This is a genomic window from Stappia indica (genome assembly GCF_009789575.1).
GTDB lineage: Bacteria > Pseudomonadota > Alphaproteobacteria > Rhizobiales > Stappiaceae > Stappia > Stappia indica_A.
In genome coordinates, this window is record NZ_CP046908.1 from 1,532,806 (window position 1) to 1,552,656 (window position 19,851).

Consider the following 19,851-nt stretch of genomic DNA (forward strand, 5'->3'; position numbering starts at 1 on the left):
GCACCGATTGCCGTTTGACTTTTGCGCGCGCGCGTTGGATCAAGTCGGGCGCAAAGGTTGCGCTTCCGGTGCGGCGGTTCACGCCCGAAACACCAGAGCCGGCGCCGAAGCGGACGCCAACGCGAACGTCAGACCAGACCCGAACGCAAGACCAAAACGCAAGACCCGACGAGACGGCCCATGGCGCCCCCTGCAACGACCGCCACGATGACGCCCGAGCTGTTCCGCAAGTGGCGAAAGTCGCTCGGCCTGAAGCAGAAGGATGCCGCCGAGGTGCTCGGCCTCAAGAAGCGGATGATCCAGTATTACGAGAAGGGCGACCGCAACGGCCGTCCCGTCGAGATCCCCAAGGCCGTGCGCCTCGCCTGCTATGCGCTGAGCGCCGGCATTGCCGATTTCGACGGCGTGACGCCGGTTCCGGGCCCCGTGCCGGCGCCGGTCCCGGCCTCCGGCACCGCGCCCGTCCCGCCCCCGTCCGATCCGGCCGCCGGCGCATGACCGCATTCCCCTGCAGCGCAGCCCGAAACATGGCGAGGATGGGGTTTCACCTTTCGCGCTTTTTGCCTATAAGGCGCGCTCAGCCGTAGATTTCACCCAGTAAGACGCCGACGACCGGTTCCCGCCCGTGCGGAAGGATCCGGCGAAGGCCAGCCGCGAGCCCAGTATGCCCAGACGCACAGACATCTCCTCGATCCTGATCATCGGCGCCGGGCCGATCATCATCGGCCAGGCCTGCGAGTTCGATTACTCCGGAACCCAGGCCTGCAAGGCGCTGCGAGAGGAAGGCTATCGGGTCATCCTGGTGAATTCGAATCCGGCGACGATCATGACCGATCCGGACCTGGCCGATGCCACCTACATCGAGCCGATCACCCCCGAGATCGTCGCGATGATCATCGAGAAGGAGCGCCCGGACGCGCTGCTGCCGACCATGGGCGGCCAGACGGCGCTGAACTGCGCCCTGTCGCTGAAGAAGATGGGCGTGCTGGAGAAATACGGCGTCGAGATGATCGGCGCCACCGCCGAGGCCATCGACAAGGCCGAGGACCGCGAGCTGTTCCGCCTGGCGATGGACAAGATCGGCCTGGAGACGCCGCGCTCGCGTCTCGCCCATTCGCTCGGCGAGGCGCTCGACGCGCTCGACGACATCGGCCTGCCGGCGATCATCCGCCCCTCCTTCACGCTGGGCGGCACGGGCGGCGGCATCGCCTACAACCGCGAGGAATATCTCGACATCATCGAGCGCGGCCTCGACGCCTCCCCGACCACCGAGGTCTTGGTCGAGGAATCGGTGATCGGCTGGAAAGAATACGAGATGGAGGTGGTCCGCGACCGCGCGGACAACTGCATCATCATCTGCTCCATCGAGAACATCGACCCGATGGGCGTGCATACCGGTGATTCCATCACCGTCGCGCCGGCGCTGACGCTGACCGACAAGGAATACCAGATCATGCGCGACGCCAGCCTCGCGGTGCTGCGCGAGATCGGCGTCGAGACCGGCGGTTCCAACGTCCAGTTCGCGGTCAATCCGGAGAACGGCCGCCTCATCGTCATCGAGATGAACCCGCGCGTGTCGCGCTCCTCCGCGCTCGCCTCCAAGGCGACCGGCTTCCCGATCGCCAAGGTCGCGGCGAAGCTGGCCATCGGCTACACGCTGGACGAGCTGGAGAACGACATCACCGGCGGCGCCACCCCGGCCTCGTTCGAGCCGTCGATCGACTATGTCGTCACCAAGATCCCGCGCTTCGCCTTCGAGAAGTTCCCCGGCGCCGAGCCGACCCTGACCACCGCCATGAAGTCGGTCGGCGAGGTCATGGCCATCGGCCGCACCTTCGCCGAGAGCCTGCAGAAGGCGCTGCGCGGCCTCGAGACCGGCCTCACCGGCCTCGACGAGGTCGAGATCCCCGGCCTTGGCCAGAACGACGACAAGAACGCCATCCGCGCCGCGCTCGCCTCGCCGACGCCGGACCGCCTGCTCAAGTGCGCCCAGGCCTTCCGCCTCGGCACCGACATCGAGCAGGTCTACCGCTCCTGCCACATCGATCCGTGGTTCCTGCGCCAGCTCAAGGCCATCGTCGACACCGAGGAGAAGGTGCGCGCCCACGGCCTGCCGGACAACGCGGTCGCCATGCGCGGTCTCAAGGCGATGGGCTTCTCGGACGCCCGCCTCGCCTCGCTCGCCGGTCTCGACGAGGCCGACGTCAAGGCGCTGCGCGGCAAGCTCGACGTGCACCCGGTCTACAAGCGCATCGACACGTGCGCTGCCGAATTCGCCTCGCCGACCGCCTACATGTACTCCACCTACGAGACGCCGTTTGCCGGCAAGCTCGCCGACGAGGCGCGCCCGAGCGACAAGAAGAAGGTGGTGATCCTCGGCGGCGGTCCGAACCGGATCGGCCAGGGCATCGAGTTCGACTACTGCTGCTGCCATGCCGCCTTCGCGCTGCAGGATGCCGGCTTCGAGACCATCATGGTCAACTGCAACCCGGAGACCGTCTCCACCGACTACGACACCTCGGACCGGCTCTATTTCGAGCCGCTGACCGCCGAGGACGTGCTGGAGATCATCCGCACCGAGCAGACCAACGGCACGCTGCACGGCGTCATCGTCCAGTTCGGCGGCCAGACGCCGCTGAAGCTCGCCCAGGCGCTGGTCGAGGCCGACGTGCCGATCCTCGGCACCGCGCCGGACATGATCGACCTTGCCGAGGACCGCGACCGCTTCCAGAAGCTGCTGCACCGCCAGGGCCTGAAGCAGCCGCAGAACGGCATCGCCTACTCCGTCGAGCAGAGCCGGCTGATCGTCGCCGAGCTCGGCCTGCCGCTGGTCGTGCGCCCGTCCTATGTGCTCGGCGGCCGCGCCATGCAGATCATCCGCGACGAGGAGGCGCTCAACGCCTACTTGCTCGGCACCCTGCCCGAGCTGGTGCCGGCCGACGTGCGAGCCAAGTACCCGAACGACAAGACCGGCCAGATCAACACGGTGCTCGGCAAGAACCCGCTGCTGTTCGACCGCTATCTCGACGGCGCCATCGAGGTCGATGTCGACGCGCTGGCCGACGGCAAGGACGTCTTCGTCTGCGGCATCATGGAGCATATCGAGGAGGCCGGCATCCATTCGGGCGACAGCGCCTGCTCGCTGCCGCCCTATTCGCTCTCCGACGAGATGGTGGCCGAGCTCACCCGCCAAACCGAGGTTCTCGCCAAGGCGCTGGCCGTCGGCGGCCTGATGAACGTCCAGTACGCCATCAGGGAAGGCGAGATCTTCGTGCTGGAGGTCAACCCGCGCGCCTCGCGCACCGTGCCCTTCGTCGCCAAGACCGTCGGCGTGCCGATCGCCAAGATCGCCGCGCGGGTGATGGCCGGCGAGCCGCTCGCCTCCTTCGGCCTCAAGAGCGAGAAGCTCGATCATGTCGCGGTGAAGGAGGCGGTGTTCCCCTTCGCCCGCTTCCCCGGCGTCGACACGGTGCTCGGCCCGGAGATGCGCTCCACCGGCGAGGTGATGGGCCTCAACGGCACGTTCGAGGTGGCCTTCGCCAAGTCGCAGCTGGGCTCGGGCACGCGCGTGCCGACCAGCGGCACCGTCTTCGTTTCGGTGCGCGACCAGGACAAGGAGCGGGTGCTCGATCCGATCCGCCGCCTGGCGAAGATCGGCTTCCGGATCATCGCCACGCACGGCACCCAGGCCTTCCTGGAGAAGCAGGGAATTTCCTGCGACAAGGTCAACAAGGTGCTTGAAGGCCGGCCGCACATCGTTGATGCTATCAAGAATGGAGAGGTCCAGCTCGTCTTCAACACGACCGAAGGCGCCCAGGCTCTCTCCGACAGCAGGTCGCTGCGCCGCGCGGCCCTGTTGCACAAGGTTCCGTATTACACGACCTTGGCTGGTGCCATCGCGGCCGCAAAGGGGATCGAGGCCTACGCTTCGGGCAACCTTGAAGTGGTTCCGTTGCAGGCCTACTTCACCAAGGCCTGAGAATTGTGAGCGTTCCGGCCGGGCCCTGCCCTGCCGGACGTCATTTTTTTTGACGCGCGACGCCCTTTGGCGGCGCGAAGAAGAAGGGTCGAAGACCTATGGAAAAGGTTCCGATGACAGGCGCTGGTTACGCCATGCTCGAGAAGGAGCTGAAGCAGCGTACGTCGGAAGAGCGGCCGCGCATCATCCAGGCGATCGCCGAGGCGCGCGCCCATGGCGACCTGTCGGAAAATGCCGAGTATCACGCCGCCAAGGAACAGCAGAGCCTGAACGAAGGTCGCATCAGCGAGCTTGAGGACAAGCTCGGCCGCGCCGAGGTGATCGACGTCAGCAAGCTGTCGGGCGACACCGTCAAGTTCGGCGCCACGGTGACCCTCATCGACGAGGACACCGAGGAAGAGAAGAAGTACATGATCGTCGGCGATGTCGAGGCCGACGTGAAGCTCGGCCGCATCTCGATCTCCTCGCCCATCGCCCGCGCGCTGATCGGCAAGGCCGTCGGCGACAGCGTCGAGGTGACCGCTCCCGGCGGCGCCCGCGCCTACGAGATCATCAACGTCACCTTCGGCTGATCTCCTTCCGATCGTCGCTCCGACGCTCGCCCTTCCCGATCGCATTCCTGATCGCTCATCCCACGGCTTCGCCGGGTCGCCGCCCTGCGAAGCCGTTTTGCCGTCCGGGCGCGGTGCGGACTGTCGGGCGGCTCGCCTGGCGCTTGCGATGGCCGGGCCGGCAACCGGCGAGCCACGACGCCGCCCCCCTCGCAAAAAGCGCCTCCGCAGTCGCCCTCGGCTCTCCGGCACGACCTCTCCTTTCGTCATTCCGGGCAAGGCGCGGCCGCGACCCGGAACCGGCGAGCCATGGCGCCTGCCGCTCTTGCCGAGAGGGTGGCTCGGCCCCTCCTCTCCCTCGGTGGTCGTCCCGGGCAAGGCGAAGCCGCGACCCGGGATCCATTGGCACCCTGAGCAGCAGCGACGACACGCCAACGCACGCGCCGCCAACCGCGTGTCGTCCCGGTTTCGGCAAAGCCGAAGACCGGGAACCAGTACCCCCGAACGGTTCGGCTCAGGCCTCAGCGCCGCCGCCAGAAGACCGGAGGCTGCTGCCTTTGCAACCCGCGCACGCCCCGGCGGATACTGGACGCCTGCCTGCGCAGGCGTGACAGCCGAGGGGGTGGCGACACTGTCCTGCCTCGAGCCCGCCTCATGGCCCACGCCTCTCCCGGCACGCCCCCTCCTTTCGTCATTCCGGGCAAGGCGCAGCCGCGACCCGGAACCGGCGAGCCCAGACGCCGGCTTCTTCGCGGAAGCGCCACCGCAGCCGCCTCCGGTCCCGTTGTCCTCTACCCTCGAAGAACCGCATGGGGGGATAGATCCGGGACCCGCACCGTTGCAGCCGGCCCCCGGTGGAGCGAACCGAGCCGAAAAAGAAAGCGCCTTCGCCGCCCGCTCCCGCCCCTGCGGACGGCTGGCCTCACAGCCGGCGGCCAGTCCGGGAACCGGTGGCGCCACAGGCGCGTCGATTGTCCGACACGTCGACCCAATCGGCCTGTTCGGGGCCGCCGTCTCAATTTTCGCGGATTTCGAGAGCGATTTTTGCAAAATCCTTATCGAAATTTGCGACGCCAGATCAGGCCTATTAATTCAATTATTTCAATGTGATAAGATCATTAAATCACACGCCTGCGCGAAATTTTCGAGACTCTCTTCTCAATCTCTACGCGCCGCTTATCCCCGCCGCAAAAATCGCCTATCCCCGTTTTCAGGACCCTCCAACGGGCTGCCTCCCAGAGCCGTTTCCGAGCACTTGTCCCCGCTTGCCCCCGGCCTGTGCCGCCCCGCCGCATCTCCTCGCACCGCCCCCTCCTTTCGTCATTCCGGGCAAGGCGCAGCCGCGACCCGGAACCGGCGAGCCACGGCGCGTGCGCCCCTGCCGAGCCCACCCACCCACGCCGCGGCTCCCCGATCAGCGCTGTGTGGGACGAAGGTGGCTAACTATAAAACTTCTTGCAGGCACCATGGGAGCTCAGTTGAGCAGGGCGGTAAGCCTTCATTTCTCCCAGATGAGAGACCGAATCAGCCTCAAGGCGCTCCAGGACCGATGGATGAACAGGAATGTTTTCGGCAACAACACGCAATTGAAACGGCCACTTCTTCACGAAGGGGCCAAATTTGAACATGTACTCTTCAGCGTGCTGCATCCCAAGAGGATCAGGAAAAACATACAGCATGTCATCATTTATAAAAATACCTGGAACGCAATCTCTTAGTTCCTGCAACATCCAGTCAAGAGCTATGTCGCTAAGCCGAGATTCAGATTCAGGGTAACTGCCTCCGATATCACTATGGCAACCTGCGAACCATACTTGCTTCAACCAAACAGGATTTCTGCCTTCAGTTTTCTTCTCTTCAGCAGGCATCGCCCATTTAACGCGAGGAAAATTCCGCCTACTTTCGTCGATCGCGAGCGCATGACGCGCGAAGCAGACATCAGAATCAAGCCATCTATCATAATTTTCGAGATTCCATTTTGCGTAGTGCCCATTTTTGAAGATTTTCCACCAATCAAGAGGATTGCTAATTCGCAACTCTCTCTCAGGAGAAGGAGAAAAATACTTCCATTGGGAAAATTTCAGCCTTCCATAAGCAAATAAAATAAAAAGAATTAAACCAAGCCCAACTCCCCACCAGAGCCAATGCCAGCCGGTAAACATCATCGCGAAGACAGCAACAACGAGAGCAGAAGCGAGCGCCCACAGCACCACTCCAACCTGCCCATTCCCCAATGCCGCTACTGTGTCGAACACACCGATGAAATGCGGCTGGACATTACCTTGTACATCTACATCCGACTGCGGAACAAAACTACCGTATTTTTGCCGAAACCTACGCCCTAACTCCTCGCGATTACTATAAAATGGCTCCTCACCACGTGGCTTTCCGCTTCCATAATTGTAAACATATCTGACAGCATCGGAGGCAATCTTCCGAAGTCTCGGCCCATGTCGAGGAACCGCAGTCCCATCGGGCATTTTAGTTGGGACACCACAGAGGTTCATCACGTTAGCGACAACACGCACCGTGTACGCCCCGCGAGAGAAACCAATTAAAATAATCTTATCGCCTGGCTCGTAGTATGAAATTATCTTTTCATAACAATCTATTACATTCTCATCTATACCTAACCCCAGCGCCGAAGCTAAAATATTTCTAATGGACGAAATAGAGATACTTCCAATACTCCCAGACCCGATACCTGGATCGTAGAAACACACTTGCTTTTGCGGGCTGATAGGCGACGCAGGCCCCGGACGCATAGCGCGATACATTTTATAGACATTTGACAGATTCTGATCTGGAGAAACACCGCCTACCTGACCGGTGCCGTCTGAAAAAATTACTATATTCTTCGACATAATGCACCATCCAATAAAATACCTACGCGAAATCGAAGTATTCAAACAAATCCTGAACCTCATCATCGCGACGGCGACTAAGCCCTTCCCCGCGATGCGCACAAGGATGCTTTACTCGGCTAAGCCCAGGAGCAGCTTCGAAGGTAGCAGAACCTCCGTTCGCCATAGACACTCTAATAATTTCTGCGCCGCACTCCCGGCACCGTTGGCGCGTTTTCTTCTTTTCATCAGGGGCAGATGCCCAGTACGCATTCACATACGACATTCGCCCGTTTCTCGAGCGTCTCGAGTAACCACTCCGTTTCAACAAACCACGTGCCATCGGGCCAGCCTCAGGAATGTTGTTACTCTACGTTAACCCCTATAGAATGAGAACAAAAGAAGAAAATCCTCAATCCTTCACCGGCACCACGGGTTCGTTCTTGGTCTGGCGGATGGTGAGGGCCGTGCGCACGCTGTCGACATTGGGCGTGGCGGTGAGTTCGCGGATGATGAAGTTCTGGAAGGACTGCAGGTCCGGCACCACGCATTTCAGGAGGAAATCTACCTCGCCGGACAGCATGTAGCTCTCCCGTACCTCGGGCCAGCTCTTGACCTTGTCCTCGAAGGCGTTGAGGTCGCTTTCGGTCTGCGAATGCAGCCCGACCATGGCGAAGGCGGTGACTTCGTAGCCGAGCTGCTTTTCGTCCAGCAGCGTGCGGTAGCCGGTGATAAGTCCGGCCTCCTCGAGCGCGCGCACGCGGCGCAGGCAGGGCGGCGCGGAAATGCCGACGCGGCGCGCCAGCTCCACATTGGTGATGCGGCCATCCGCCTGCAGCTCTTTCAGAATGTGCCAATCAATCGCGTCGAGGCGAATTTTCACGCTGGTCTCCTTCACAAATCGCTGGCACAGACATGTCGTCGCCCATTCGCCGAATGCAGCGGCCGTGCAAGCCGCGCCGCCCGAGATCCGGCAGGCGGGAGGACCGGCCGGACGGGCAAGGGACGCGGTGCCAGGCGCACAATGGGGCCGACAGATCGTGCCTCCTGTTCATCCGGGCACTTATGATTCTTTGCCGAAACCTGCAATACTATATCAACACAGGTCATGACGAAGAAATATCCGGAAAGCGAAACCTCACAGGAACCGGCGACCGCCTGGGTGCTGACCGACGGCAAGGCCGGCGACGAGACCCAGTGCCTTGCCGTCGCCGAAGCGCTGGGGCTGGCGGCCGAGTGCCGGCGCGTGGCGCCGCGCGCGCCCTGGTCCTGGATCATGCCCCGCCTCGGCCTGATCGACCCGCGCGAGGCGCCCTCGCGCCCCGGCAGCCCCACCGCCCCGCCCTTTCCCGATCTCGTCATCGCTTCGGGCCGGCGCGCGGTCTCCTATCTTGCCCGCATCAAGCGCGAAAGCTTTGGGCGCACCTTCACCGTGTTCCTGAAGGATCCGCGCACCGGCGCGGGGGCGGCGGACCTGATCTGGGTGCCCGAACACGACACTTTGCGTGGCGACAACGTGATCGCGACGCCGAGCGGCCCGCACCGGTTCTCGCAAGACCGCCTTGCCGCCGCGCGCGCCGCGCCCCGTCCCGAGATCGCCGCCCTGCCCCGTCCGCGCGTTGCCGTGCTGGTCGGCGGCGACAGCCGCAACCACCGTTTCTCCGACGGCGACATGGCGGAGCTTGCGCAGGGGCTGGCGCGGATCGCCGCGGAAGGCGCCGCGCTGATGGTCACCGCCTCCCGCCGCACGCCGCCGGCGCTGGCGCGCGCGTTGCGCAAGCTCGCGGCAAGCGGGCCGCACATCATGTGGGACGGAAGCGGGGACAACCCGATGCTCGACTATCTCGCCAATGCCGATGCGGTGGTGGTGACGGCGGACAGCGCCAACATGGTCGGCGAGGCTCTGGCGAGCGGGCGGGCAGTGCATGTTTTCCACCCCAGCGGCGGACACCGCAAATTCGATGCGTTTCTGGGGGCAGTTTCGGCAAGGAACGCCGTGCACCCCTTTCCCGGACCGCTTAAAGTGACTACCTGTGAGCCGATCGATTCAACCCCGGTGATCGCCGAGGCGATCCGGCAGCGCCTTGCGGCGCATCGCGCCAGGCTCGCGCAAGCGGCGACCGGCGAACGGACATGACAGGCAAGGACGACGAGGCGATGGCCGAACAGCACCACAAACTCCTGATCATCGGCTCCGGCCCGGCCGGCTATACCGCAGCCGTCTATGCGGCGCGCGCCATGCTGGAGCCGGTGCTGATCACCGGCATCCAGCCGGGCGGCCAGCTGACCATCACCACCGAGGTGGAGAACTATCCGGGCTTCGCCGACCCGATCCAGGGTCCCTGGCTGATGGAAGAGATGCGCAAGCAGGCGGAAAACGTCGGCACGACAATCGTTTACGACACGATCCTGTCGGCCGACCTGTCGGTGCGCCCGTTCCGCCTGACCGGGGACAGCGGCACCACCTACACCTGCGATGCGCTGGTGATCGCCACCGGTGCCCAGGCCAAGTGGCTGGGCATTGCGACCGAGCAGGAGTTCATGGGCGCGGGCGTCTCGGCCTGCGCCACCTGCGACGGCTTCTTCTATCGCGGCAAGGAAGTGATCGTGGTCGGCGGCGGCAACACCGCCGTCGAGGAGGCGCTGTATCTCGCCAACCTCGCCTCCAAGGTGACCGTGGTGCACAGGCGCGATTCCTTCCGCGCCGAGAAGATCCTGCAGGACCGGCTTGCCCGCAACGACAAGATCGAGGTGATCTGGGACAGCGTCGTCGACGAGGTGCTGGGCGGCGGCATGCCGAAGACGGTGACCGGCGCGCGCATCCGCAATGTCCATACGGGCGAGACCCGCGACATTTCCGCCGACGGCTTCTTCGTCGCCATCGGCCATGCGCCGGCGACGGAGCTGTTCAAGGAGCAGCTGAAGATGAAGCCGTCCGGCTACATCTGGACCGCGCCGGACAGCTCGGCAACCTCGATTCCCGGCGTTTTCGCCGCCGGCGACGTCACCGACGAGATCTACCGCCAGGCGGTGACCGCGGCCGGCATGGGCTGCATGGCGGCGCTCGAGAGCGAGCGATACCTCGCCGAACTGGACATTGCGGAAGTGCAGGCCGCCGAATAGGCTGTCTTCCGGGAGGCTTCGGCCGAAATCGCTGGAACTGACGCGAACAGACAGAGGGTGTCGTGCCGCTTGACTGGGACAAGCTGAGGATTTTCCACGCGGCCGCGCAGGCCGGCAGCTTCACGCATGCCGGCGACATGCTCAACATGAGCCAGTCGGCGGTCAGCCGGCAGGTCAGCGCGCTGGAGCACGACCTGAAGGTCCCGCTGTTCCACCGGCATGCGCGCGGGCTGCTGCTGACCGAGCAGGGCGAGGTGCTCTATCGCACCGCGCGCGAGGTGTTCATGAAGCTTGAGGCCGCGCAGGCCCGGCTGACCGACAGCCGCGAGAAGCCGACCGGCGCCCTGCGGATCACCACCACCGTCGGCCTCGGCTCGACCTGGCTGACCGAGCGGCTCAACGAGTTCATCGACCTCTACCCGGAGATGGACCTCAGGCTGATCTTCGACGACGACGAGCTCGATCTCGGCATGCGCGAGGCGGACGTGGCTATCCGTCTGCGCCAGCCGACGCAGCCGGACCTGATCCAGCGCAAGCTGTTCACGGTGCACTTCCACGTCTATGCCGCGCCGGGCTACATCCAGCGCTTCGGCGCCCCGAAGTCCGTCGCCGCCCTCGACGGCCACCGGATCGTCACCTTCGGCGAGCATGCCCCGCCCTATCTGCGGGACATGAACTGGCTGGAAACTGCGGGTTTGCCGCCGGGCGAGCAGCGTCGTTCGGTGCTGCGCGTCAACAATGTGGTGGCCATCAAGCGCGCCGTCCAGCGCGGCATCGGCATCGCAATGCTGCCCGACTACATCAACGAAGACAGCTCGGGCCTGGTGCAGTTGCTCCCGGAAGCGGAGGTGCCGAGCTTCGACACCTATTTCGTCTACCCTTCCGAGCTGAAGAACACCGCGCGCATCGCCGTGTTCCGCGACTTCCTGCTGGCCAAGGCCGAGCGCTGGACCTACTGACGGCAGGCCGCCGAGCCCTGCCTCTTGTTGCACTGCAAATTTCGAAACAAGCCGCAGCGTGACGGCGGGCGCCCTTGCGCGGCGTGCCGAGGGAGCAGGCAGGAGCTGCGCAGCCTGCCTCGCCCGGCGGCACCGCACACGTGCGACAGGCTGCCGCAGTGACGTGAAATCAGGCACTTCGCCCACCAACAAAGCAAGGATCCCGGCCAAACTGCCCAGCCGTGCAGGCCTCGATGCAGCGCCTTGCGAAATACGCATAGCAGACCTGCAAGAGTGCTTCTTGCATAGGCGCGTTGTGCACTGCATATAAGCAACAGGCTGTTGGTCTGCTTCGTCGCTACCTCCTCCCAGCGACGTGTGATGCGACCAGCTGTTCCCCTCTGGAAGGTGATTTCGCCACGCATGTGGCAAAATCGAATAACTGCCGGGCCCTATGGCCCGGCATTTTTTTTGCCCGTATCACAGACAGCCGCTTGTTATGCTGAAGATCGGGCCTGCCGCTTTCGACCGCCCTCCCATTATGCCATCGGCCCCAGGCGGTGGATTAGATTCCCGGCATGATGGCGCTTTGCCCTGGATGCTGTGCAAAGCAAAAGGCCCGGCGCAATGCACCGGGCCTCGATGTCGTTCGGCGGGAGACGCCGATCACATGTAGAGGTTCTCGCCTTCGAGCCCCTTGTAGAGGCCGGCGACCTGCTCGGCATAGCCGTTGAAAAGCTGGGTCGGCACCTGCTCGCCGGTCGGCAGAAGCTGTTCGCGCGCCTGGCTCCAGCGCGGATGCGAGACCTCCGGATTGACGTTGGCCCAGAAGCCGTATTCCGCCGACTGGATCTCTTCCCAGAAGCTCACCGGGCGCTCCTCCACGAAGGAGAAGCGGACGATCGACTTGATCGACTTGAAGCCGTACTTCCACGGCACGGCAAGACGCAGCGGCGCGCCGTATTGCTTGGCAAGCGGCTTGCCGTAAACACCGGTGACCATGAAGGCGAGCTCGTTGGTCGCCTCAGCCAGGGTCAGCCCCTCGACATAGGGCCACGGATACCAGGATGCCCGCTGGCCGCTGGCCGTGTCGGGATCCATGAAGGTCTCCATGCGCAGATACTTCGCCTCCGGCTTCGGCGAGGCAAGGCGCACCAGCTCGGCAAGCGGGAAGCCGGTCCACGGCACCGCCATCGCCCACGCCTCGACGCAGCGGAAGCGATAGAGCCGCTCCTCCAGCGAGACCTTCTTCATCAGGTCGTCGAAATCGAGCACCTGCGGATTGTCGCAGAGCCCGTCGATCTTCACCTCCCACGGGCGGATCTTCAGCGCCTGCGCGGCGGAAGCGATCTGCTTGTGCGAGCCGAACTCGTAGAAATTGTTGTAGACGGAGGTGACGCCTTCCGGCGTGATCTCGCGGTCGAGCGTATAGGCCTCGTTGCGCGTCGCCGGATAGAGCCCCGCGTTGGGATCCTCCTCGGCGAAGGCGGCACGCGGAAGCCCCGCGCCACCGGCAATCGAAGCGCCGGCGATGCCGAGCCCTGCAAGAACCGAGCGGCGGTTGAAGAAGACAGCCTCGGGCGTCGCCTCGCGCTCGGGCAGGTCCCAGCTGCGTTTGCGGATGATGTTCATCGTGATGCGTCCTCTTCCAGTCCCTTCAGGACGCCTCTGCGGACGCCCGATGCCTCTTGACCTAGCGCGCACGCCCCATCGCGGCAAATCAAGTGCGGTTGAACACCCGTGCCGGGCCCGTGAGCCATGCCCTCGCCCGCCGGCTCACGGCAGCTCGCGCAGCCGGTGGCCGGAGGACTCCTGCCCGGCCGAAGCCGGCAGGAAGGCGAAGATCGGCACGGAGACCAGCGCCAGTACCGCCGTCACCGCAAAGGCGATGTGGAAGTTGACGAGGCCCAGCGTGTCGCCGGTGACCCAGCCCGTCGCCTCCAGCACGAAGCCGGCCAGCGCCACGCCCAGCGCCAGCGAGACCTGTTGGAACACCGAGCTGAGCGCGGTCGCCTGGCTGGCCTCGTTGTCGCCGATGCTGGTGAACATCAGCCCGTTCGACGAGGTGAAAAGGAAGGAGCGGGTGAGACCGGCACCGTAGAGCACCAGCACGAAGATCCAGACCGGCGTGCCGGGCACGAAGCCGACCATGGCGAAGGTGAGCAGCGCCCCGCCCAGCGAGGCGATCACCAGCGCCATCCGGAAGCCGACGGCCGCGAGCGCCCGCTTGACGATGAACTTCATCGAGATGGCGCCGAACGCGCCGGTGAAGGTGATGAGGCCGGACTGGAAGGCGTTGTAGCCGAAGCCCGTCTGCAGCATCAGCGGCATCAGGAACGGCATCGAGCCGGACGAGATGCGGAAGATGTTGGTGCCCAGCAACGTCAGGCCGAAGGCCCGGTTGCGCAGCAGGGCCGGATCGAGGATCGGGTTCGCCCGCCGCTTTGCATGGACGAGATAGGCAAGAAGCGCGCCGAAACCGACAAGCGTCGTCACCAGCCCGACAGCCGGCGGCAGGGCCGGCAGGCTGATCACCGACAGGCCGAAGACGATGCCGGCCGCCGCAGTGCCCGTCAGCAGGAAGCCGGTCCAGTCGAGTCTGGAGGTCTCGCGCCTCGGGATCTCGGGCAGGTAGATGCCGCAAAGCCAGATGCCGGCGAGCCCGATCGGCACGTTGATGATGAAGATCCAGTGCCAGGACAGATAGGTGGTCAGGAACCCGCCGAGCGGCGGCCCTGCCATCGGCCCGATCAGGCCGGGAATGGTCATCAGGGTCATCGCATGGACCAGGTCCTTCTTCTGGAAGGTCCTGACGAGAATGAGACGGCCGACCGGCACCATCATCGAGCCGCCCATGCCCTGCAGGAAGCGCGAGAGCACGAAGGTGAGCAGCGAGTTGGAAAAGGCACAGGCGACCGAGCCGATGACGAAGACGACGATGGCCCATCTGAAGATGCGCTTGGCGCCGAACTTGTCCGCCATCCAGCCGCTGACGGGGATGAAGATGCCCAGCGCCACTAGGTAGGAGGTCAGCGCCAGCTTCAGCGCGATCGGGCTGGTGCCAAGGTCCTCCGCAATCACCGGCAGCGAGGTGGCGATGACGGTGGAATCCATCATCTCCATGAAGAACGCAAAGGCGATGATGAGCGGAATGCTGTTCATGATGTCCGGGGGCACGGCGCGGCAGGAGAGAGAAGCGGACCGCGCCTCTTTTCAATAGCCCGAAAGCGATTGTCTGCAAATGCATGAAACGGCAAAAGAGATTGGGCTGGACCACGGCCCAGCCCCATCTTGCCATGGCAGGCTTGCGCGATCCGCGCGATCAGGGCGCGCCGGAAATCCGGTAGATCGCGCCCTCTCCCTCGTCGGTCGAGAACCACAGCGCCCCGTCCGGCCCGTTGCGCAGGGTGCGGATGCGCCCGTACTCGCCGGCGATCAGCTGCTCTTCGGAGACGACCTTGCCGCCCGCGACCTCCAGCCGCGAGATCAACTGGTCCTTGAGCGCCCCGACGAACAGGTCGCCGCGCCACTGCGGCACCGCATCGCCGGTGTAGAAGGCCATGCCCGACGGCGCGATGGACGGATCCCAGTAATGCACCGGCTGCTCGTAGCCCTCCGCCTTGGTGCCGACGCCGATGCTGAGGCCCGAATAGTGCCGGCCGTAGGAGATCACCGGCCAGCCGTAGTTCTTGCCGGCTTGCGGGATGTTGATCTCGTCGCCGCCGCGCGCACCGTGCTCCACGGTCCACAAGACGCCAGTCTCCGGCTCGATGGCCGCGCCCTGGATGTTGCGATGGCCGGTCGACCAGATCTCGGGCAGCGCCTGCCCGCCATCCGCAAACGGATTGTCCGACGGGATAGAGCCGTCGGCAGCGATCCTGAGCACCGAACCCGCATGGTCCTGCGGATCCTGCGCCCGGTCCTCTTCGCCGCGATCTCCCAGCGTGACGAAAAGCGTACCGTCGGGCGCCGGGACGATGCGGGAGCCGAAATGCCGTCCGCCGGACGTCTTGCGGTTCATGCTCGCAAGGACCTTCACGTCCTCCAGCCGCGCAGCACCGTCGGCGACCACCAGCCGGGCGCGCGCGGCGGCCGTGCCTGCCCCGCCCTGCCCCGGCTCGGAAAACGTGAAATAGACCGTGCCGGTGTCGCCGTAGTCCGGGGCGACGACGAGATCGAGCAAGCCGCCCTGCCCGGAGGCACGAACCTCCGGCACGCCGGCGACCTCGATGCGGCTGTCGCCATCCGGCGAGACGAGCAGCATCCGCCCGTCGACCTCGTTCACCAGCAGCGAGCCGTCGGGAAGGAAGTCGAAGCCCCAGGGATAGGAAAGATCACCGACGACCTGTTCGACCGAGAAACGGACATCGCCGGCCGTGTGGACGGACTGGGCGGAAACGCTGACGCAGGCGGCGGCAAGAACTGCGCTGCCCGCAAGGACGGTGGTGGCCAATCGCAAAGACATTCTCCCTCGGCATGATCCCGAACCCCGTTACGGATAGCTAGGGTGCGGACAAGCGAAGACAATCAGTCCTTGCGATGGAACGGCACGGGGCGCACCGCAAGCGCCCCGTGCACGCGTCGTCTTACGCGGCCTGACGGCCGTGCCGTGCAAGCACCAGGTCGGCGGCCTTGCCCGTCAGCTCCGCCAGATGGTCGAAGCGGCTGGAATAGGTCGCGACGCCCGCAGTCGCCGAGCGCAGTTCGACGATGAGCCCGGACAGCTCGGTCGCCGGTATCAGGGCCTGCACCTCGTCCCAGCCGCTCCAGCCGGATCTTGCATCGAAGCCGAGAAGCTGCCCGCGCCGGGCCGAGACGATGGCGTTGATCCGCGCCGTCGCCTCGCTCGGGCAGGCGATGGTGACCTGATGGACAGGCTCCAGCAGCACCGGCCGGCAGTCCGGCAACCCCTCGCGCATCGCCTGGATCGCCGCCATGCGGAATGCCTGATCCGAGGAATCGACGCTGTGATAGGACCCGTCGGTGAGCGTCACCGCGATGTCGACGGTCGGAAAGCCGAGCGTACCGGTCTTCAGGGCCTCCTCGACGCCCGCACGCACCGACGGGATGTATTGCTTGGGAATGACGCCGCCGGTGATCGTGTCATTGAAGACGAAGCCCTCGCCGCGCCCGAGCGGACGGATGTCGATGGCAACGTCGCCGAACTGGCCGTGGCCGCCCGACTGCTTCTTGTGGCGGGCGCGTACCGAGGCCCCCGCGCGGATCGTCTCGCGATAGGGGATCGCGGGGTCGCCGGTTTCCACCGCAAGGCCGTATTTGCCGGTCAGCCGCTCCAGCGCGACGCGCAGATGCATCTCGCCCTGGCCGTCGAGACGGGTCTCGCCCGTGTCCTGGGCCTGGGTGACGACCAGCGCCGGATCCTCCTCGCAGAGTTTCGCAAGGGCCGCGGAGAGCTTCACCTCGTCGCGGCGCTCGCGCGGCGAGATCGCGAGGCCGAGCACCGGCTGCGGCATCTCCAGCGGCGCCAGCTGCGGCGCCGGGGCCGATCCGCCCAATGTGTCGCCGGTGTTGACGCCGTCGAGCTTGCCGAGCCCTACCGTATCACCGGCCTCGGCCTGCGGGCGCTTCGACGCCTGCTGTCCGTTCACCCGGTAGAAGCCGGAAATGCGCACCTGTTCGCCGTCGGGCCGGGTCAGCGTGTCGGCGTCTGAAAGCCGGCCGCAGAGGAGCCGCCCGACCGACAGCTTGCCGGCATGCAGCGTGTGCACCGTCTTGAGGATCTGCACCACGGGTCCGTCCGTCTCCTCGAGACCGAGGCGCGCACGGGTGGCGGCGACGCCCGGCGCGTCGTGACGCAGCGCCTTGAGCAGCCGGCCGACGCCGTTGCCATGCTCGGCCGAGCCGAACAGCACCGGGCAGATCAGTCCCTCGCGCATTTCCCCGCCGATATCGGCGAAGATCCGTTCGCGCTCAGGGGCGATGTCCTCCAGCAGCGATTCCATCAACACGTCGTCATGGTCGGCCAGCGTCTCCAGCATGGAGAAGCGCGCCTCGACCTCGCGTGCCATCGCCTCGTTCGGAATGTTGATGACCTGGCTCTCGGCGAGCTCGCGGTAGACATAGGCCCGCTCCAGCGCGAGATCGATGAAACCGGTGGCGATGCCCTCGTTCCAGATCGGGATCTGGCGCAGCACCAGCGGCACGGCCGAGGCCGGCTGCAGCATGGCCAGCACGTCGCGCAGCCGCGAGGACGTACGGTCGATCTTGTTGAGGAAGAGCAGGCGCGGGATGCCGCGATCCTCCAGCTGCTTGAGGATCACCTGCAGCGCCGGAACCTTCTTCTCGTCGGCTTCCGCGACGACGACGGCCAGGTCGATGCCGGGCATGACACCGACCATGTCGCCGAGAAAGTCGACAGCCCCCGGACAGTCGAGAAAGGTGAACCGCTCGCCCAGATGTTCCGCCTCGGCCACGTTGACCTCGACGCTCATGGCATGGGCGCGTGCTTCCGGCGCACCGTCGCCCACCGTGTTGCCGGCTCCCACCGTTCCCTGTCTTGCTATGGCCCCTGTGCGGGCGAGCACCGCTTCCAGCAGCGTGGTCTTGCCGCTGCCGAACGGCCCGAAGATCCCGATGCACCGGGGCCCCGTTTCCCTGCCGCCGGCTGCACCGCCATTCACCCTGTCTGCGCCCATGTCGCGTCTCCTTCTCCCGTCGGCCCCGCAGGGCCGCGTGTTGTCAGGAGGAGCCGGGCGCGGCTGACCTAGTGTGGTGAACTTGAAATACGCCTCACTTTGGCAGCACACCCAGAGCGTATTTCAAATTCGAAAACCACACTGGAAACATAAACTTGCCAGTCACTTCTTTGAATCCGAAGTTCGTTCAGAGCATGCCGCCGAATGCGACGAACTTCAGATTCGGGTGACTGGCGGCACCGCGCACCGGCGCCGCCGCCCGCCAACAGCGGGCGGACGCTCATCGTCGCGCCGATACCGCAGCGAACGCAAGGGAAACATGTGCCGCACTGCGGCACGGACGGGCCGACGGGCCGCGAAACGAAACCGGCCGGCGACATTGCTGCCGCCGGCCGGAGGAAAGGCTCGAAAGCGCCTTGCGCGACTTACTTCAGATTGCCGCAGAAGCGCTGGATACGGGTGCAGGCCTCCTCCAGCGCCTCGGTCGAGGTCGCGTAGGAGATGCGGAAGTTGGGGCCGAGGCCGAAGGCCGATCCCTGGACGACGGCAACGCCCTCGCTCTCGAGCAGTTCGGTGACGAAGTCCTCGTCGGTCTCGATCACCTTGCCGGACGGTGCGGTCTTGCCGAGCGTGCCAGCGCAGGACGGGAAGACGTAGAACGCGCCTTCCGGCATCGGGCAGGTCAAGCCCTTGGCCTGGTTCAGCATCGACACGACGAGATCGCGGCGGGCCTTGAACACCTCGTTGTTGGCCGGGATGAAGTCCTGCGGACCGTTCAGCGCCTCGACCGCCGCCCACTGGGCGATGGAGCTCGGGTTGGACGTCGACTGGGACTGCACCTTGGCCATCGCCTTGATCAGCTCGACCGGGCCGCCGGCATAGCCGATGCGCCAGCCGGTCATGGCATAGGCCTTGGAGACGCCGTTCACCGTCAGCGTGCGGTCGTAGAGCTTCGGCTCGACCTGCGCCGGGGTGGTGAACTCGAAGCCGTCATAGACGAGGTGCTCGTACATGTCGTCCGACATCACCCACACCTGCGGGTGGCGCAGCAGCACGTCGGTCAGCGCCTTCAGCTCCTCGCGCGTATAGGCGGCGCCCGACGGGTTCGACGGCGAGTTGAAGATGAACCACTTGGTCTTCGGCGTGATCGCCGCTTCCAGCGCCTCGGCGGTGATCTTGAAGGTCGACTTGTCGGCCTCGACGATCACCGGCTCGCCGCCGGCCAGCAGCACCATGTCCGGATAGCTGACCCAGTAAGGGGTCGGCACGATGACCTCGTCGCCCGGATTGATGGTGGCGATCAGCGCGTTGTACAGCACCTGCTTGCCGCCCGTTCCGACGGTGATCTGCGACGGCTCGTAGGTCAGGCCGTTCTCGCGCTGGAACTTGGCGCAGATCGCCGCCTTGAGCTCGGGGATGCCGTCGACGGCCGTGTATTTCGTCTTGCCCTCGGTGATCGCGGCAATCGCGGCGGCCTTGATGTTCTCCGGCGTGTCGAAATCGGGCTCGCCCGCGCCCAGACCGATGACGTCGCGCCCGGCGGCCTTGAGTTCGCGAGCCTTGTTGGTCACGGCGATGGTAGCGGACGGTTTGACGCGCGAAAGTGCGTCGGCGATGAAGCCCATGTTGCTCTCCCGATGAGGCAGGTGCCCGATGAGGCAGGTGGTTGAAGGCGCGCGGGAGACTACTTCCCGCGCTCCTGCCATGCAAGGGAGGATGGCCGCAATCTCGCGGATTTCCGCGGAAGCCGGCTCATCGCCG

At 65.0% G+C, this 19,851-nt stretch carries 13 protein-coding genes; 6 read left to right on the forward strand and 7 right to left on the reverse strand.

Translation table 11 applies throughout. From position 1 onward, the window contains the following. The first annotated feature begins 180 nt into the window (after nt 1–180). The 3 genes from GH266_RS07225 to greA all read left to right on the forward strand — a co-directional run bounded on the left by GH266_RS07225 (nt 181) and on the right by greA (nt 4,551). Nucleotides 181–498, forward strand: coding sequence for a helix-turn-helix domain-containing protein (locus GH266_RS07225; RefSeq protein WP_244953785.1), 318 nt, complete (start codon nt 181–183; stop codon nt 496–498). 166 nt (nt 499–664) lie between these two features. Then, nucleotides 665–3,979, forward strand: a complete 3,315-nt coding sequence (gene carB / locus GH266_RS07230; protein WP_158193293.1) for a carbamoyl-phosphate synthase large subunit — start codon at nt 665–667, stop codon at nt 3,977–3,979. Nucleotides 3,980–4,077: 98 nt separating this feature from the next. Beyond that, the gene (gene greA, locus GH266_RS07235; RefSeq protein WP_120267065.1) at nt 4,078–4,551 is read left to right on the forward strand and encodes a transcription elongation factor GreA; all 474 of its coding nucleotides are present in this window, start codon (nt 4,078–4,080) and stop codon (nt 4,549–4,551) included. A gap of 1,418 nt (nt 4,552–5,969) precedes the next feature. Here greA and GH266_RS07240 read toward each other — a convergent pair. Then, on the reverse strand, nt 5,970–7,394 hold the full coding sequence (locus GH266_RS07240; RefSeq protein WP_158193294.1) for a T6SS phospholipase effector Tle1-like catalytic domain-containing protein: 1,425 nt from the start codon (nt 7,392–7,394) through the stop codon (nt 5,970–5,972). 391 nt (nt 7,395–7,785) lie between these two features. Continuing rightward, nucleotides 7,786–8,256 carry an Lrp/AsnC family transcriptional regulator gene (locus GH266_RS07245; RefSeq protein WP_158193295.1) on the reverse strand — a complete coding sequence of 157 codons (471 nt, stop codon included), beginning with the start codon at nt 8,254–8,256 and terminating at the stop codon, nt 7,786–7,788. 225 nt (nt 8,257–8,481) lie between these two features. Here GH266_RS07245 and GH266_RS07250 point away from each other — a divergent pair, with 225 nt between their 5' ends. The 3 genes from GH266_RS07250 to GH266_RS07260 all read left to right on the forward strand — a co-directional run bounded on the left by GH266_RS07250 (nt 8,482) and on the right by GH266_RS07260 (nt 11,455). Further along, nucleotides 8,482–9,510 carry a mitochondrial fission ELM1 family protein gene (locus GH266_RS07250; protein ID WP_158193296.1) on the forward strand — a complete coding sequence of 343 codons (1,029 nt, stop codon included), beginning with the start codon at nt 8,482–8,484 and terminating at the stop codon, nt 9,508–9,510. Nucleotides 9,511–9,530: 20 nt separating this feature from the next. Then, on the forward strand, nt 9,531–10,496 hold the full coding sequence (gene trxB, locus GH266_RS07255) for a thioredoxin-disulfide reductase (RefSeq protein WP_158196090.1): 966 nt from the start codon (nt 9,531–9,533) through the stop codon (nt 10,494–10,496). Between the two features lie 62 nt (nt 10,497–10,558). Next, nucleotides 10,559–11,455 (forward strand): LysR family transcriptional regulator, encoded by an 897-nt coding sequence (locus tag GH266_RS07260; protein WP_067217662.1) that lies wholly within the window; start codon nt 10,559–10,561, stop codon nt 11,453–11,455. A gap of 645 nt (nt 11,456–12,100) precedes the next feature. On the opposite strand, the gene msrP is transcribed toward GH266_RS07260, so the two are convergent. From msrP to GH266_RS07285, 5 genes are all read right to left on the reverse strand, one after another. Continuing rightward, nucleotides 12,101–13,066, reverse strand: coding sequence for a protein-methionine-sulfoxide reductase catalytic subunit MsrP (gene msrP / locus GH266_RS07265; protein ID WP_158193297.1), 966 nt, complete (start codon nt 13,064–13,066; stop codon nt 12,101–12,103). Between the two features lie 144 nt (nt 13,067–13,210). Then, entirely contained in the window at nt 13,211–14,596 is a 1,386-nt protein-coding gene (locus tag GH266_RS07270) for a DHA2 family efflux MFS transporter permease subunit (RefSeq protein ID WP_158193298.1), read from the reverse strand. A gap of 160 nt (nt 14,597–14,756) precedes the next feature. Further along, nucleotides 14,757–15,887, reverse strand: coding sequence for a PQQ-dependent sugar dehydrogenase (locus GH266_RS07275; protein ID WP_244953786.1), 1,131 nt, complete (start codon nt 15,885–15,887; stop codon nt 14,757–14,759). A 133-nt stretch (nt 15,888–16,020) separates the two neighbouring features. Next, nucleotides 16,021–18,090, reverse strand: coding sequence for an elongation factor G (locus tag GH266_RS07280; protein WP_158193300.1), 2,070 nt, complete (start codon nt 18,088–18,090; stop codon nt 16,021–16,023). A 425-nt stretch (nt 18,091–18,515) separates the two neighbouring features. Continuing rightward, nucleotides 18,516–19,715: a pyridoxal phosphate-dependent aminotransferase gene (locus tag GH266_RS07285; RefSeq protein ID WP_158193301.1), complete on the reverse strand. Its 1,200-nt coding sequence runs from the start codon at nt 19,713–19,715 to the stop codon at nt 18,516–18,518. Nucleotides 19,716–19,851: the final 136 nt, after the last annotated feature.